The 14,776-nt window shown below is 74.0% G+C and carries 13 protein-coding genes and 1 pseudogene; 6 read left to right on the top strand and 8 right to left on the bottom strand.

Annotation, left to right across the window (positions count from 1 at the left end; all coding sequences use genetic code 11):
• The 4 genes from ACZ7D7_RS16100 to ACZ7D7_RS16085 all read left to right on the top strand — a co-directional run bounded on the left by ACZ7D7_RS16100 (window position 1) and on the right by ACZ7D7_RS16085 (window position 4,325).
• Entirely contained in the window at window positions 1-588 is a 588-nt protein-coding gene (locus tag ACZ7D7_RS16100; protein ID WP_470824914.1) for a histidine phosphatase family protein, read from the top strand.
• A 52-nt stretch (window positions 589-640) separates the two neighbouring features.
• Window positions 641-2,134, top strand: coding sequence for a membrane-associated oxidoreductase (locus tag ACZ7D7_RS16095; protein WP_470824913.1), 1,494 nt, complete (start codon window positions 641-643; stop codon window positions 2,132-2,134).
• Window positions 2,135-2,233: 99 nt separating this feature from the next.
• Window positions 2,234-2,902 carry a TetR/AcrR family transcriptional regulator gene (locus ACZ7D7_RS16090; RefSeq protein ID WP_470824911.1) on the top strand — a complete coding sequence of 223 codons (669 nt, stop codon included), beginning with the start codon at window positions 2,234-2,236 and terminating at the stop codon, window positions 2,900-2,902.
• 193 nt (window positions 2,903-3,095) lie between these two features.
• The gene (locus ACZ7D7_RS16085) at window positions 3,096-4,325 is read left to right on the top strand and encodes a serine hydrolase domain-containing protein (protein WP_470824910.1); all 1,230 of its coding nucleotides are present in this window, start codon (window positions 3,096-3,098) and stop codon (window positions 4,323-4,325) included.
• Between the two features lie 96 nt (window positions 4,326-4,421).
• Here ACZ7D7_RS16085 and ribA read toward each other — a convergent pair whose 3' ends face one another.
• Window positions 4,422-5,081 carry a GTP cyclohydrolase II gene (ribA, locus tag ACZ7D7_RS16080; RefSeq protein ID WP_470824909.1) on the bottom strand — a complete coding sequence of 220 codons (660 nt, stop codon included), beginning with the start codon at window positions 5,079-5,081 and terminating at the stop codon, window positions 4,422-4,424.
• Window positions 5,082-5,120: 39 nt separating this feature from the next.
• Between ribA and ACZ7D7_RS16075 the strand changes: the two are divergent.
• Window positions 5,121-5,840 (top strand): annotated as a pseudogene (locus ACZ7D7_RS16075) (creatininase family protein); the annotation flags it as partial.
• On the opposite strand, the gene ACZ7D7_RS16070 reads toward ACZ7D7_RS16075, so the two are convergent.
• The 5 genes from ACZ7D7_RS16070 to ACZ7D7_RS16050 form a co-directional block, all read right to left on the bottom strand.
• Window positions 5,810-6,964 (bottom strand): lysylphosphatidylglycerol synthase transmembrane domain-containing protein, encoded by a 1,155-nt coding sequence (locus ACZ7D7_RS16070; RefSeq protein ID WP_470825334.1) that lies wholly within the window; start codon window positions 6,962-6,964, stop codon window positions 5,810-5,812. The pseudogene ACZ7D7_RS16075 and the gene ACZ7D7_RS16070 overlap by 31 nt on opposite strands.
• Before the next feature lie 158 nt (window positions 6,965-7,122).
• Entirely contained in the window at window positions 7,123-8,154 is a 1,032-nt protein-coding gene (locus tag ACZ7D7_RS16065; RefSeq protein WP_470824908.1) for a methyltransferase domain-containing protein, read from the bottom strand.
• Window positions 8,151-9,332, bottom strand: coding sequence for a glycosyltransferase family 4 protein (locus ACZ7D7_RS16060; RefSeq protein WP_470824907.1), 1,182 nt, complete (start codon window positions 9,330-9,332; stop codon window positions 8,151-8,153). The genes ACZ7D7_RS16065 and ACZ7D7_RS16060 overlap by 4 nt, the downstream gene beginning before the upstream one ends.
• On the bottom strand, window positions 9,329-9,727 hold the full coding sequence (locus ACZ7D7_RS16055) for a 6-pyruvoyl trahydropterin synthase family protein (protein WP_470824906.1): 399 nt from the start codon (window positions 9,725-9,727) through the stop codon (window positions 9,329-9,331). Before ACZ7D7_RS16055 ends, ACZ7D7_RS16060 begins: the two co-directional genes overlap by 4 nt.
• Before the next feature lie 137 nt (window positions 9,728-9,864).
• The gene (locus tag ACZ7D7_RS16050) at window positions 9,865-10,842 is read right to left on the bottom strand and encodes a zinc-dependent alcohol dehydrogenase (RefSeq protein WP_470824905.1); all 978 of its coding nucleotides are present in this window, start codon (window positions 10,840-10,842) and stop codon (window positions 9,865-9,867) included.
• A gap of 109 nt (window positions 10,843-10,951) precedes the next feature.
• On the opposite strand from ACZ7D7_RS16050, the gene ACZ7D7_RS16045 reads away from it, so the two are divergent.
• Window positions 10,952-11,749, top strand: a complete 798-nt coding sequence (locus tag ACZ7D7_RS16045; protein WP_470824904.1) for a CDP-alcohol phosphatidyltransferase family protein — start codon at window positions 10,952-10,954, stop codon at window positions 11,747-11,749.
• On the opposite strand, the gene ACZ7D7_RS16040 is transcribed toward ACZ7D7_RS16045, so the two are convergent.
• Window positions 11,700-12,968 (bottom strand): MFS transporter, encoded by a 1,269-nt coding sequence (locus tag ACZ7D7_RS16040; RefSeq protein WP_470824902.1) that lies wholly within the window; start codon window positions 12,966-12,968, stop codon window positions 11,700-11,702. The genes ACZ7D7_RS16045 and ACZ7D7_RS16040 overlap by 50 nt on opposite strands.
• Window positions 12,905-14,773, bottom strand: a complete 1,869-nt coding sequence (locus ACZ7D7_RS16035) for an ABC transporter permease subunit (RefSeq protein WP_470824901.1) — start codon at window positions 14,771-14,773, stop codon at window positions 12,905-12,907. The genes ACZ7D7_RS16040 and ACZ7D7_RS16035 overlap by 64 nt, the downstream gene beginning before the upstream one ends.
• Window positions 14,774-14,776 lie beyond the last annotated feature (3 nt).

The following is a 14,776-nucleotide window of genomic DNA, read 5'->3' as shown; positions in this document are numbered from 1 at the left end:
GTGGGGGACCTTCTGCTGGTCCGCCACGGTGAGACGGAGTGGAGCAGGTCGGGCCGGCACACCGGCTGGACCGACCTGCCCCTGACCCCGCGCGGCGAGGACCAGGCCAGGTCCCTCGCCCCGCTGCTCACCGGACGGGCCTACTCACTCGTCCTGACCAGCCCGCTCGCCCGCGCCCGGCACACCGCCGAACTCGCGGGCCTGGCAGGGGCGTTGGTCGACCGGGACCTGCACGAGTGGGACTACGGCGCCTACGAGGGCATCACGACCGCCGGCATCCGCCGCGACCGGCCCGGCTGGGACCTGTGGACCGACGGTGTACCGCCCGGCCCGGAGGGCCGGCCGGGCGAATCGCCCGAGCAGGTCGGCCGGCGCGCCGACCGGGTCCTCGCCCGCGCGGTGCCCGCACTCGACGACGGCGACGTGCTGCTCGTCGCCCACTCGCACTTCCTGCGCGTCCTCACCGCCCGCCGGCTCGGCCTGCCGCCCAGGGAGGGACGGCTGTTCCGCATCGAGACGGGCACCCTCAACCGGCTGTCGACGGAACACGGCAGGCCCGTCGTCACCGGGTGGAACATCAAGCCGTAGGCGCGAAACCGCAGTTGACAGTCGTGGCGCGGCCGGGTCAGAGTCGCCGCTGATGGAGATCACCGACCTGACACCGGCCGAACTGCGCGTGTGGCGCGCCTTCCCGCGCGGCGAGTCCGTCGACTTCCGCGACCCGGAGCACGAGGACACGCAGGACGCCGCCCGAGGCGTCGACCGGGGCGCCGACTGGGGTTCCGAACGCACCGTGCGTGCCTCGGTGTTGCGGCATCTCCTCGTCGACTGCCCCCAGGAGGACGGGGAGATACCCCTGCTCAGCCTGGCCGGGGCCCGCGTCACCGGCATACTCGACCTCCAGTACGCCACCGTCGACCAGCCCGTGCGCCTCAGGCACTGCCACTTCGAGGAGGCGCCCCGCTTCTACGGCGGCCGGTTCCGCGAGCTCAACCTCAGCGAATCCGTGCTGCCCGGCCTGGTCGCCCACGCCATGACGGTGGACGGCGTGCTGCGGCTGACCCGCTGCCGGTTCCTGGGCTGGGTGCGGCTCGGCGGGGCGCAGATCTCCGGCAGCCTGTACCTGGAGAGCGCCGCCTTCGCCGCCCCGGACGCCCCGGAGGCCGCGGCGCCCGTGCTCCAGCTCAACCAGGTCGTCGTCGGGGGCGACCTGTGGGCCCCCGGACTGCGCGCCGACGGACCGGTGCGGCTCAACGGCGCCAAGATCACCGGCTCGGTGAACCTCTCCGATGCCCGGCTCCACAACGCCGGCGGCTGTGCCCTCGACGCCGAGACCCTCGCCGTCGAGGGCGACGTGCTGGTCAGGAGGGCCGACGTGAACGGCTGGCTGGGCCTGCGAGGCAGCCGCGTCACCGGCCGCCTCGACCTGTCGTACACCCGGCTGTCCAACCCGGGCGGCACCGCACTGCGCGCCAGCAGCGCCACCATCGGCGAACTGTGGCTGCGCCGCGGCCCCGCCCTGGAGGGCACCCTCAACCTGCGCCGCTCCCAGCTCGAAGTCCTCTTCAGGGAACCGGATGTGACACCTGATCAGGTGCTGCTCAACGGGCTCGGCTACACGACGCTCACCCCGCACGAACCGGCGGCGCGCCGCCTGCCGATGCTGGAACGCGACCGCGACGGCTTCGTCCCGCACGCCTACGAGCAGTTGACCGCCGCCTACCGCCGCATCGGCGACGACGACGCGGCCCGCCTCGTACAACTGGCCAAACAGCGCCGGCACCGCCGCACCCTGCCGTGGTACGCCCGGCTGTGGGGCGTCGTGCAGGACGCCACCGTCGGCTACGGCTTCCGGCCGCTGCGCGCCGCCGGCTGGCTGCTGTCCCTGCTGACCGCGGGCTCCGCCGCCTACGCCCTCGACCACCCGCGTGCGCTGAAGGCGTCCGAGGCGCCCGAGTTCAACCCGGTATTCTACACCCTCGACCTGCTGCTGCCGGTGATCTCCTTCGGCCAGGAGGCGGCGTTCGCGCCCGACGGCTGGCGCCAGTACCTGTCGTACGTCCTCGTCATCACCGGCTGGATCCTCGCCACCACCGTCCTCGCGGGCGTGACGCGCACCGTCAGCCGCCAGTGACGGCCCGCACCGCGTGCTGCGCGGCGAGCCGCACCGGCCCGCCCTCCGGGCTTCTACAATCTCCGCCACTGGCCCCTCGCCCGCAGCCGAAGGAACCCGATGACCAGCGTCGACGAACCGGCACGACAAGGCGGACGCATTCGTGACGCCGCCCGCACCAGGGCCGAGATCCTCGACGTGGCGACGCAGGAGTTCGCCCGGGCCGGCTACGACGGGGCCCGCGTGGACGAGATCGCCGCCCGCACCCGCACCACGAAGCGGATGATCTACTACTACTTCGGCGGCAAGGAGCAGCTGTTCACGGCCGTGCTGGAGCGGGCCTACGGCGTGATCCGGGACGCCGAGCAGCAGCTCGACGTCGACCACCTCGACCCGGTCGCGGCCATCCGAAGCCTCGCCGAGGCCACGTTCGACCACCACGAGCAGCACCCGGACTTCATCCGCCTGGTCGGCATCGAGAACATCCACGGCGCCACCCACATCGCCGGCTCCGAGGAGCTCGGCCGCATCGGCTCGCCCGCGCTGGACGTGATGCGCCGCATCCTGGCGGCCGGGCAGGAGTCCGGACTGTTCACGGCCGACGTGGACGCCGTCGACCTGCACGCGATGATCAGCGCGTTCTGCTTCTTCCGGGTCTCCAACCGGCACACGTTCGGCGCCCTGTACGGCCGCGACCTTGTCGACCCCGCCCAGCGCGACCACTACCGCGCGATGCTCGGCGACATGGTGATCGCCTACCTCACCGCGCCGCGGGCCGCGGACGGTTGATGCGCCGGGTCGCGCCCGCCACGGCCGACGCGGCACCCCAGGGGTCCGGCACTTTCTCCCCTCGGCGCCCTCCGCCTGCGGCGGAGTCCTCCGAAGGGGCTCCCGTCTGCCGTTTCCTGCGTCACGATGAGGTCTGAGGGGGCCCGCGCGCGGGTATGCCGGACCGCACCTTGGAAGGTGACGGAGGAGAACGATGGGACAGCTGCGACAAGAGGTGGACCCGGGTGAGGTGGGTCTGGACGCGAAGGCGCTGGACCGCCTGGACCGGCATTTCGCCGGCGCGGTGGACGAGGGCCGGCTGCCCGGCTTCCTGGTGGCCGTGGCCCGCGGCGGGCGCGTCGCCCACCTCACGACGCACGGCATGCGGGACGTGGCGGCCGGCCTGCCCGTCGAGCCGGACACGCTGTGGCGGATCTACTCCATGACCAAGCCGGTCACCGCGGTCGCCGCGCTGATGCTGATGGAGGAGGGCCGGCTGTCGCTCGACGACCCGCTCGCCCGGCACCTGCCGGTCTTCGCCGACGCCCGGGTGTACGAGGGCGGCTCCGGCACTGACGTCCGGACGCGGCCCGCCGCCGAACCGATCCTGCTGCGCCACCTGATGACGCACACCGCGGGCCTGACCTTCGGCTTCTACCACACCCACCCCGTCGACGCGCTGTACCGGGCGGCGGGACTGGAGTCGTCGGTGCCGCCGGGCAAGGACCTGGCGCAGACGATGGACGTGTACGCGAGCCTGCCGCTGCAGTTCGACCCCGGCACCGAGTGGAACTACTCGGTCGCCAGCAACGTCCTCGGCCGGGTGATCGAGGTGGCCTCCGGGCAGCCGTTGGACGAGTTCCTCGCCGAGCGGATCTTCCGGCCGCTCGGCATGCCGGACGCCGGGTTCCACGTCCCGGACGACAAGGCCGGCCGGCTGGCCGAGTTGTACGGCGAGACCGACGGCGGCGGCATCGAGCCGATCCCGGGGCTGCCGCTGCGCGGCCGGCCCCGGTTCCTGTCCGGCAGTGGCGGCATGGTGTCGTCCGCATACGACATGCACCGCTTCATGGAACTGCTGCGCCGTCGCGGCGAACTCGACGGCGTCCGCCTGCTCACCCCCGGCACGGTGGACCTCATGACCTCCAACCACCTGCCCGGCGGCGCCGACCTGCGCGAGGTCGGCAGCCGCCCCGCGCACGACGAGCCCGGCAACGAGGGCGTCGGCTTCGGGCTCGGCGTGTCCGTGGTGACCGACCCGTCCCGCACCCAGTCGCCGTCGGGCCTCGGCACGTACGGCTGGAGCGGCGTCGCGACCACGACGTTCTGGGTCGACCCGGGCCGCGACCTCACGGTCCAGTTCATGACGCAGGTCCGCCCGAAGTCCTCGCACACGGTCTTCCGCGACCTCAAACGCCTGGTGCACGAGGCGATTTCGGACTGAGGCGATCGCGGACTGCGGACCGCTGACTGCCGACTGCCGACTGCTGACTGAGCGGAAGCGGCGCACGGGCGACGCCGGCCCGTGCGCCCGTCCGTGTCAGGACCAGTGGGCCACCGTGTCCAGGTGGGGCAGGTGGTGGTCGAGGCGTTCCCGTTTGGTGCGCAGGTAGGTGATGTTGTTCTCGCACGGCGGGATCAGCAGGGGCACCTGTTCGGCGACCTGGATGCCGTGGCGGAGCAACGCCTCCCGTTTGCGCGGGTTGTTGGACATCAGGCGGACGGAGCGCACGCCGAGGTCGTCGAGGATGCGGGCGGCGACGCCGTAGTCGCGGGCGTCCACGGGCAGGCCGAGGGCGAGGTTCGCCTCGACCGTGTCCAGGCCCTCCGCCTGAAGCGCCATCGCGCGCAGCTTGGCCAGCAGGCCGATGCCCCGGCCCTCGTGCCCTCTCAGGTAGACGACGACGCCGCTGCCCTCGGCGACGACGGCGCGCAGCGCCGAGGCCAACTGGTCGCCGCACTCGCAGTGCTGGGAGCCGAACGCGTCACCGGTCAGGCACTCCGAATGCAGCCGGGTCAGAACGTCGCCCGAGCCGATGTTCCCGTAAACCAGCGCGACTTGCTCGTCACCGCGGTCGTGATCGAGGTAACCGACAGCCTGGAATTCTCCGTACACCGTGGGCAACGGGGCATTCACGACGCGTTCGACGCCCGAGCGCGGTGCTGACTTCTTGCCGATGACGCCAAGGTTTTCTGTCATGATCTGAGTTCCTCAACAGAGACGAAAGGCCGTGAAGAAATGAGTGGTTCGGGAACGCGGTCGGCAAAGACAGGCGCGGCACCGGCACGGGGGCCGATACCGGCGGCGAACGGTGCCGGGCCGGCGCACGGTGTGGTGCCCACCGACACCACCGCGGACGTACGCGAGCGGGGCGCCCGGGTCGGCACGCAGGTCGCGGTGCTGCCGGTCGGGAGCTTCGAGCAGCACGGCCCGTATCTGCCGCTGGCGACCGACACGCTCGTCGCCTGCGCGATAGCGAGGGAGATCGCCGCCCGGTACCCGGTGCACCTCCTTCCTCCGGTGACGGTCTCCTGCTCGCACGAGCACGCGGCCTGGCCCGGGACCGTCAGCATCTCGTCGGTGACCCTTCACGCGGTGATACGGGACATGGGGGATTCGCTGCGCCGTTCCGGTGTCGACGTCCTGGTGCTGGTCAACGGGCACGGCGGCAACTACGTCCTGGGCAACGTCGTTCAGGAGGCCGGTGTGCGCGGCGAGCGGATGGCGCTGTTCCCGGCGGCCGAGGACTGGGAGGCGGCGCGGCTGCGGGCCGGGGTGGCCACGTCGCTGCTCACCGACATGCACGCGGGGGAAATCGAGACCTCCGTCCTTCTGCACGCCCATCCCGAATTCCTCCGGCCCGGTTATGAGACCTGCGATTTCGTCGCCGACGACCGGCGTCATCTGCTCACTGTCGGAATGTCCGCCTACACCGATTCGGGTGTCATCGGCCGTCCTTCCCTGGGCTCCGCGGAAAAGGGCGGGGAACTCCTGGCGAGCCTCGCGGATTCCTTCGGCGCGTATGTCAACCTGCTGACGTCCGACGACGATCCCTCTCCCGCCCGGTCTTGACCGTCGGCGCGGCGCAGGCCCTCGTACCAGCGGGCGACGAGCACCGCCAGCCCCGGCATCCCGGCGACGAAACTCAGTACGCCGTATACAACGGCGACCGTGAGGCCGCTGCCCGCCCCGAGCCCGGCCGCGCCGAACGCCCACGCGGTGACGCCCTCCCGAGGGCCCCAGCCGCCCACGTTCAGCGGCAGTCCCATCGCCAGCAGCGCCAGCACGGCGAGCGGCAGCAGCACCGCGACGGACGCGGCGGAACCGGCGACGCGGGCCGCCACCACGAACATCGCCAGATGCCCGGCCAGTACGACGACGGACGACACGACGACACCGGGCCAGCTGCGGCGGGACAGCAAAGCTTCGCGCGCCTCACCGAGCGTCGCGCGCAGGACGCGCCCGCGGCGGGCCGACGGCCGGTTCATGCGGACGGCGAGGACGACGGCGAGCGCGCCCATGAGCCCGAGCGCCACGAGCGGGGCGGCGTGCCGGACACCGGCCAGGACCGGGGACGGCAAGGTCAGCAGCACCACGGCGCCGACGACGGCCAGCGCGACCTGCCCCGCGGCCCGTTCGAGGACGACGGCCCGCACGCCACGGCCCAGGTCACCGGCACTGCGGCCGTGCCGCACCGCGCGGTGGACGTCGCCGAGGACTCCGCCGGGCAGGGCGGCGTTCAGGAACAGGGAGCGGTAGTAGTCGGCGACGGCCGGGCCGAACGGCAGCCGGATGCGCAGCCCGCGGGCGACGAGCGCCCAACGCCAGGCACTGCACACCGTGGTGACGCCCCCGATGCCGAGCGCCACGGCCACACTCGCCGCATCGATCCGCCGCAGCCCTTCCAGGAACACTCCCGTCCCGAGCCGCCACAACAGCACACCGAGGATGACGACACCGGCGGCCGTGCCGAGGTGGGTGCGCAGACGCCGCGCGGCGGGACGGGGTCGGGCCGTCCCGGCCGGTGCGGTCAGCCGAGACGCTGTCCCGTCCGGTGCCGTCGGCCGAGGCGCTGTCCCGATCGGTGCCGTCGGCTGGTGCGCTGCCCCGTCCGGCAGCGCCAAACGGCCCGCCGCCCCGGTCGGCACCGCCAGCCGACCCGCCGCCCCGGTCGGTACCGCCAACCGGCGTGCCGCGAACGCGCCGTTGCTGCCACTCCGGCCCCGCACCGCCTGCCCGTTCACGACGCGCCGCCCGTCGGTCCGGGCAGCGCCAGCAGGTCGGTGTGGTGGACGACGACGCCCAACTCCCCCGCCGCGCAGGCCGCGAGCCGGTGTTCCAGGTAGGGGTCGGCGCGTTCGCGGAGGTCCGGGCGTTGTTCGACGGCGGCGGCGACCCAGCCGCGCAACCACTGTGTGGCCAGGGCCCGTTCACCGGGGCCGAGCCGCCACGGGCTGGGTTCCAGGCGCACCGTGGCGCCCCGCGCGGTGAACGCGTCGCAGGCCGCCGCGACCGCGTCGGGCCCGAGCAGACCGGACCGCCGCTGGTGGTCGTTGAACGCCTCGGTGAGTTCCGCGTCCAGCGGGTCGGACGGCGTGAGTTCGACCCGGCCGGCGACGGACAGCGTGAGGAGGGCCGGGCAGCCGGCTCCCGCGCAGGCGGCGGCGAGGGTGTCGATCTCCTCGCGGGTGAGGACGTCGAGCAGCGCGGACGCGGTCACGAGGGAGGCGCCGGCGAGGGCGTCGGGGGTGAGGCGGGCGATGTCGCCGCGGCGGGTCTCGACGGTGACGGGGCTGCCGTCGGCCGCGGCGCGCGGCGAGGCGACGGCCGCGAAGTGCAGGAGGTAGGGGTCGTGGTCGTGCAGGACCCAGTGCTGGGCGCCGTCCAGGTGGGGCGCGAGCCACCGGCCCATGGAGCCGGTGCCGCAGCCGAGGTCGTGGACGACCGAACCGCCGCGCCGGTGCGGGGAGTCGGCGAGGTGGACCCGCAGCGCATCGAGCAGGTCCCGCGACCGCGCCACCGCGTCCGGCGCCTCCCGCGACTCCAGCCACTCGGGCGCGTAGCGGGGGGCCTCGCGGGGCCCGTCCTCCCTCAGCCGTACGGTGGGGCGCTCGCCGGGAAGGGTGACGGGCCCGGCGCCGGGGACGACGACCGCGGGTCCCGGGGCGAGGTTCCGGTCCGCGCCGCCCGCTCCCTTCCCGGTGTTCTCGCGGGGTCCGGGCGGCGCGGGGATCCCGCCGCCGTCCCGCTGTGCCGACGCCGTGTGCCTCATGCCGCCCTCCTCGGTTCGTCCGGCAGCCGGCGCAGCACCCCGGCCAGGCTCCGGGCCGTCGTCGCCCAGCCGCGCAGCGCGGCCCGTCTGCCGCGGGCGGCCGCCTTCAGCCGGCGCCGTACGTCCGCCTCCTCGAACCAGCCGCGCAGTGCGGCGGCGAGCGCTGCCGGGTCCTCCGGCGGGACGAGAACGCCGGGCACCTCGCCGTCGGGCGCCCGGCCGAGCGCCTCGGGCAGACCGCCGACGTCCGTGGCCAGCACGGGGATGCCGCGCGCGAGTGCTTCGGTGACCGCCATGCCGTATGTCTCGGCGTACGAGGCGAGGACCATGAGGTCGGCGGCGGCGTAACTGGCGTCGAGCGCCGCCCCGGTGCGGGGGCCGGTCAGCTCGAACCGGTCGGTCAGGCCGTGCCGTTCGACGAGCGCGCGCAGGTGGGCGACGTAGTCGGGGTCCTGGCCGAGTCCGCCGACGCAGGCGCACGTCCACGGCAGGTCCGCGACCTCGGTCAGTGCCTGGACCAGCCGTTGCTGACCCTTGCGGGGCGTCACCGCGGCCACGCACAGCAGCCGCGACACCCCGTCGGTGCCGGGCGCGAGCGGCGCGATGTCGGCGCCGGGCGCGGCGACGTGGACGCGGTTCGGGTCGAGACCGTGGTGCGCGGCGAGACGCCGTACGGCCCAGTCGCTGGTGGCGACGACCCTCGGCACCGCGCGCAGCACGGCGCCTTCCTTCGCGTCGAGTTCGGCGGCCACGGCCGGCAGGAGTCCCGTCTCGTCGCCGAGCGGCAGGTGCACGAGCACCGCGATCCGCAGCCGCTGCGTCTCGGGTACGACGATCTCGGGCACGCCGCACGCCACCAGGCCGTCCATCAGTACGACGACCCCGTCCGGCAACTCTCGTAGGGTGCGGGCGAGTTCGGTGCGGGCGGCGGGCCCCGGGCGGGGCCAGTCGCCGGGCACGGTGTGTGCCCGCGCCTGCCAGCCGAAGCCGGGCAGGTCGAGGCCGACGCGCCGGTCGTAGGCGTTGCCGCCGCTGGGTGCGGCCGGGTCGTCGACGCCACCCGGCATCACGAAGTGCACGGTGCGCAGGGACATGGGGATGATCCCGCCGTTCCCCGGGCCCTTCGCCGGCGCGGGTGGGCGCGCGGGCCGGGCCCGGTCGATGGTCGCGTCGGTCACAGGCCACGCTCGTAACTCGCCCACGCGATGTGGGACTCGTGCAGAGTGACGGTGAGACCGGCGATGCCCTTGGCGCCCTCGCCCAGGGCGCCCTTGTGGATGCGTTCGGCGAGCCGGTCGGCGACGACCTTCGCCAGGTACTCGGTGGAGGTGTTGACACCGGCGAAGTCGGGCTCGTTGTCGAGGTTGCGGTAGTTCAGCTCCCCGACGACGGCACCGAGTTCACGCGTGGCGAGGCCGATGTCGACGACGATGTTGTCCTCGTCCAGCTGCTCGCGCCGGAACGTGGCGTCCACCAGGAAAGTGGCTCCGTGCAGCCGCTGAGCGGGCCCGAAGACCTCGCCGTGGAAGCTGTGGGCGATCATGATGTGATCGCGGACGGTGATGCTGAACAACGGACGACCCTCCAGGTGCGGCGCGTCTGGTCCCCCGCTGATCACCGCGGGGGATGCCGAGTAGTACGGCTGACTGCCTTCCCTTGTTCAGCCTGTCTACGGGATCCCGCCGACGGGATGCTGTCGCGCGGCGCGCTTCAGACCGGATACCGGACCCGGTGGCACAGCGCCGGGATCTCCCCGGAGGCGATCCCAGGCAGCACCTCGGGCAATTCCTCGAAGGCGCACTCGCCCGTCACCAGCGCGTCGAGGGCCGGGTCGGCGAGCAGGTCGAGGGCGAGGGCGAGCCGGTCGCCGTAGCCGCGGCCGGCGCGGGCGGCCGGGGAGACGGTGCCGACCTGGCTGCTGCGGATGGTGAGCCGCCGGGAGTGGAATGCCTCCCCCAGCGGCAGGGCCACCTTCCGGTCGCCGTACCAGCTCAGTTCGACGACCGTGCCCTCGGCGGAGAGCAGTTCCAGACTGCGGGCGAGGCCGTGTTCGGTGGCGCTGGCGTGCACGACGAGGTCGCAGTCGCCGAGGGCGTGCTCGGGGGACGCGAAGCGGACGCCGAGGGCAGCGGCGACGTCGGCGCGGGCCGGGTCGGCGTCCACGAGCTGGACGCGTACGCCGGGGAAGCGGGCGAGCAGCGCGGCGACCGAACAGCCCACCATGCCGCCGCCGACCACGGCGATGCGGTCGCCGACGAGGGGCGCCGCGTCCCACAGGGCGTTGACGGCGGTCTCCACGGTGCCGGCGAGCACGGCCCGCCCGGCGGGCACGGTGTCCGGCACGGGGGTGACGGCGGCGGCCGGGACGACGTACCGCGTCTGGTGCGGGTACAGGCAGAACACCGTACGGCCGACGAGGTCCGCGGGGCCCTCCTCGACCTCCCCGACGCTGAGGTAGCCGTACTTCACCGGGCCCGGGAAGTCGCCCTCCTGGAACGGTGCGCGCATCGCCGCGTACTGGCTCCGGGGCACCCCGCCGCGGAACACGAGGGTCTCCGTGCCCCGGCTCACCCCGGAGTACAGGGCGCGCACCAGCACCTCGTCGGCGGCCGGTTCCGGCAGGTCCACGTCCCGGATGCCGGCTCGGCCGGGCGAGTCGAGCCAGAAGGCGCGTGCGGTGCGGCTCATCGGATTCCTCCTGAACGATCGGGAAGCTGCTCACGTACCGAGAGGGTGCACAGGCCGCTCACCACGCAGCGGCGCTGATCGACTCTGTCACACGGCCGGAGGGTGTTCGGTGGCCCTGAACAACACGTACGACGCGAGGCTCGTCCAGCAGGAGACCGCGGTGGGGGCGGGCGCGCAGGTCCTGTTGCTGGCCCTGATCGGGGTGGCGATCGGGATGGGCCCGGCGGGCTGGCTGACCGGCCTCGCGTTCGCGTTCGCCACCTGGGCGGTGCTGTCCCGGGCCCTGTACCGCTCCCGCCTGCGGTCGTTCGGCCCGGCCAACCGGGTCACCCTGGGCCGGGCCACCCTGGTCGGCGGCGTGACGGCGCTGGTCGCGGACTCCTTCCAGGACTCGCCGCCGGTGTCCCTGTTCGTCGGCCTGACGGCGGTGGCGCTGATCCTCGACGGCGTGGACGGCAAGGTGGCGCGCCGCACGGGCACGTCGACACCACTGGGCGCCCGCTTCGACATGGAGGTCGACGCGTTCCTCATTCTGGTGCTGAGTGTCTACGTCGCCACGCAGGTGGGGCCGTGGGTGCTGCTGATCGGCGGTATGCGGTATGCGTTCGTCGCGGCGGCGCGTGCGTGGCCGTGGCTGACGGCCCCGCTGCCGCCGAGCACGGCCCGCAAGACGGTGGCCGCGCTGCAGGGCGTACTCCTGCTGCTGGCGGGGGCGGAACTGCTGCCGCGGGCGGCGAACACGGCGGTCGTGGCGCTGGCGCTGGGGTTGCTGATGTGGTCGTTCGGGCGGGACGTGTGGTGGCTCCAGCGGGTGGCGCGGAGGTCGGGAGCGGCGGGGGCGACCGGCGCGGCGCCGGTCAGGCGCCCCGCTCCGGCCGCGGCAGCAGCACCACACCCACGAGGGTAACGACGGCCAGCACCACCCAGGGCACGGCGGGCGGCAGCCCCAGGTCCAGCAGTGTGCCCGTGGCGGAGCTGCCGATCAGCACGATGAGCCCGGACACCGACGACAGCGCACCGGTGTACAGCCCGAGCCGGCCGTCCTCGGCGAGGTCGGGAAGCCACGCGCGGGCGACCGGTGCGATGAGCATCTGCCCGACGGTGAGCAGGACGACGAACCCGGCGGACGGCAGCAGCCCCGCCGTCCCGGTCCACGCGAAGGGACGGGCCGCGGCCACGACGGCGAACCCGACCGCGACGAGCACGAGCCCGGCACCCATGGACCGGCGCGTCGTGAGCCGCTCCCCCGCCCAGTGGGTGACCGGCAGCTGCGCGGCCACGACCAGCAGCGACGACAGCGCGAACAACCACGCCAGCGGCGCCTGTGAACTGCTGGCCCGCTCCACCTCCTCGGGCAGAGCGAGATACAGCTGGTTGTATGCAAGAAGGTACGAACCGTAGACACAACACAGTCCGAGGAAGGCCCGGTTGCGCAGCAGCCGTCGCAGAGCGCCGCCGCCCGCCACGCGCGCCGGGAGCGGCTGCGCGTCGGCATGCCCGGGGATGTGCTGAGGCAGAAGCAGCGCGTGCCCGGCGAGGACGAGTACGAAGACGCCCGCGCCCGCGAGGCAGACCGTGCGGAAGCCGATGGACAACAACAGCGCACCCAGGAGCGGACCGAGGAACGCGCCCGCCTGTCCGGCCACAGTGAACAGCGCAAGCACCCGGGCACGCGGGCCGCCTCCCGCGTCCTCCCACAGGACTGCCTGCCGGGTCACCTCGGACTCCACGGCGGGCGAGAACAGCGCGGCGGCGAACCCGATGAGCAGCACCGCGCCGATCACCGCCCAGGTGCGCCCGGCGAACGCGAGCCAGGCGAACCCGGCGATCCTGAGCGCGCACCCGGCGAGGACGACGGGCCGTACGCCGTACCGGTCGGCGAGCGCGCCGCCCACCACGAACAGCCCTTGCTGGCTGAACGTCCGCAGCCCGAGCACGAACCCGACGAGCCAGCCCGCCATGCCCAGGGCCCCGCCGAGGTGGTCGGACAGGAACGGCAGGACGGCGAAGAAGCCGATGTTGAAGGCGAGTTGGGTGAGGATCAGCAGCCGCAGCAGCGGACTCAACGGGGTACGGCCGCCGCCGCGTCGGGCCGCGACCTCGGGCACGGGCGCGGGCACGGGCACGCCACCAACCCCTTGTCGGTTTCGACGGCGCCCTCAACGGCATCACGCCGCACGACCGGTGTCCGGCATCGTCGGCGTCGTCGTCGGCGGGGTCCCGTGCCCGCCCCGGCGGAGACGGCGAGGGCGCCGAGCAGCGCGAGGACGGCGGCGGGGGCGAGGACGGCCCAGGGGGCGCGTTCGGCGTAGGGCTGGTTCTCGGCGAGGAGGAGGCCCCATTCGGGGGCGGGCGGCTGGGCGCCGAGGCCGAGGAAGCCGAGCGCGGCGAGGGACAGCGCGACGCCGGGCAGCCGGAGCAGGGCGTGGCGGGAGACGGACGGCAGGACGGCGGGCAGGAGTTCGCGCAGGACGAGGTGCAGGTGTCCGGCGCCGAGCGCGCGGGTGGCGGTCAAGTGGCCGGTGGCGCGTTCCAGGTGCAGCAGGGCGGAGGTGTGGGCGGCCAGCGGTGCCCAGGCGACGGCGGTGACGGCGAGCGCGGGGGTGGCGGGGCCGCTGCCGGCGGCGGCGGTGACGAGGAGGGCGGCGAGGACGGCGGGCAGGGCGTTGACGGTGTCGACGAGGGGCGTGGACAGCCGGGGCAGGAAGCCGAGCAGGAGCCCGAGGCACAGTGCGCCAGCGGTGATCGCTCCGGCGAGCAGCAGTGTGTCGAGTGCGCCGTGCGCGACGCGCGCGAGCAGGTCGCGTCCGAGCGCGTCGGTGCCCAACGGGTGTGCCATGGAGGGCGGTTGAAGTCGTGCCGCGGTGTCGAGGGTCAGCGGGTCACGGGGCAGTCCCGCCACGACGACGGCGGTGAGGGCGGCACCGAGCACGGCGGAACGACGGCCGCCGCCGGGGCCGTTCACCGGTCCGTGCAGTGAGGTGGCCGACCGGTCCTCGGCCGCGGGTCCGGCGATGCGGCGGGCGGCGAGCCGACAGAGCGCGGTGGTGAGGGCGGCGAGGATCAGCAGGGCGAGGGCGCCGGCCTGGAGGACGGGCAGATCCTGGGCGAGGGCGGCCTGGAGGGTGGTGCGGCCGAGGCCGGGAATGTCGTAGACCTGCTCGACGGCGACCGCGCCGCCGGTGAGTCCGACGGTGAACAGGCCGAGGTTGGGCAGCAGTGCGGGCAGGCAGCGGCGGAGGGCCTGTCGGGCGAGGCGTCCGGCGGTGAGGCCGCGTGCGGCGGCGGCGAGCGCCCAGGGTTCGGCGAAGCCGCCGGGCAGCAGATCGTCCAGGAGTCTGCCGAGGACGGCGCCGGTGGGCAGGCCGAGGGCGATCGCGGGCAGGATCGTCCACTGCGGCCCGTACCAGCCGAGGGCGGGCAGCCAGCCGAGTTGGACGCCGACGACGGTGGCGAGGACGGAGGCGAGCAGGAACTCCGGCAGGGCGGCGAGGACGGCGGAGCCGGTGCCGCCGGAGCGTCGCCCGGGGTCGAGTCGGCGGTGGGCGCCGCGGTGGAGCGTGCGGGCGCAGATCAGCCCGGCGGTGACGGCGGCCACGAGCAGGGCGACCGCCATCAGCAGCAGGGACGCGCCCAAGGCCCGCAGGAGATCGGGCAGTACGGGCGCCCCGGAGATCCACGACCGTCCGGCGTCGCCGTGCGCGAGCCCGCCGACCCATTGCCCGATGAGCGCCAAGGGCCCCTGGTCGAGGCCGAGTTGGGAACGGACATCGGCGAGAACGGCAGGGGTGGGCTCGCGGTCGGCGGAGCGCGCCTTGAGGACGGTGAGCGCGGGGTCGGTCCGGGCGAGCCACGGCAACAGGCCGAGGCCGCACACGAGTCCGGCGGCGAGCAGTACGCGCCAGGCGAGGGCGGCGAGGTGTCGGCGCATGGC

It is taken from the genome of Streptomyces sp. NPDC037054, from assembly GCF_055606745.1.
This window is presented reverse-complemented; position numbering and strand designations above follow the sequence as displayed.

Coding starts and splice junctions, on each gene's coding strand:
- ACZ7D7_RS16095 (WP_470824913.1), top strand. CDS start 641: ATGGAGATCACCGACCTGACACCGGCCGAACTGCGCGTGTGGCGCGCC.
- ACZ7D7_RS16090 (WP_470824911.1), top strand. CDS start 2,234: ATGACCAGCGTCGACGAACCGGCACGACAAGGCGGACGCATTCGTGAC.
- ACZ7D7_RS16085 (WP_470824910.1), top strand. CDS start 3,096: ATGGGACAGCTGCGACAAGAGGTGGACCCGGGTGAGGTGGGTCTGGAC.
- ribA (WP_470824909.1), bottom strand. CDS start 5,081: ATGACAGAAAACCTTGGCGTCATCGGCAAGAAGTCAGCACCGCGCTCG.
- ACZ7D7_RS16065 (WP_470824908.1), bottom strand. CDS start 8,154: ATGAGGCACACGGCGTCGGCACAGCGGGACGGCGGCGGGATCCCCGCG.
- ACZ7D7_RS16050 (WP_470824905.1), bottom strand. CDS start 10,842: ATGAGCCGCACCGCACGCGCCTTCTGGCTCGACTCGCCCGGCCGAGCC.
- ACZ7D7_RS16035 (WP_470824901.1), bottom strand. CDS start 14,773: ATGCGCCGACACCTCGCCGCCCTCGCCTGGCGCGTACTGCTCGCCGCC.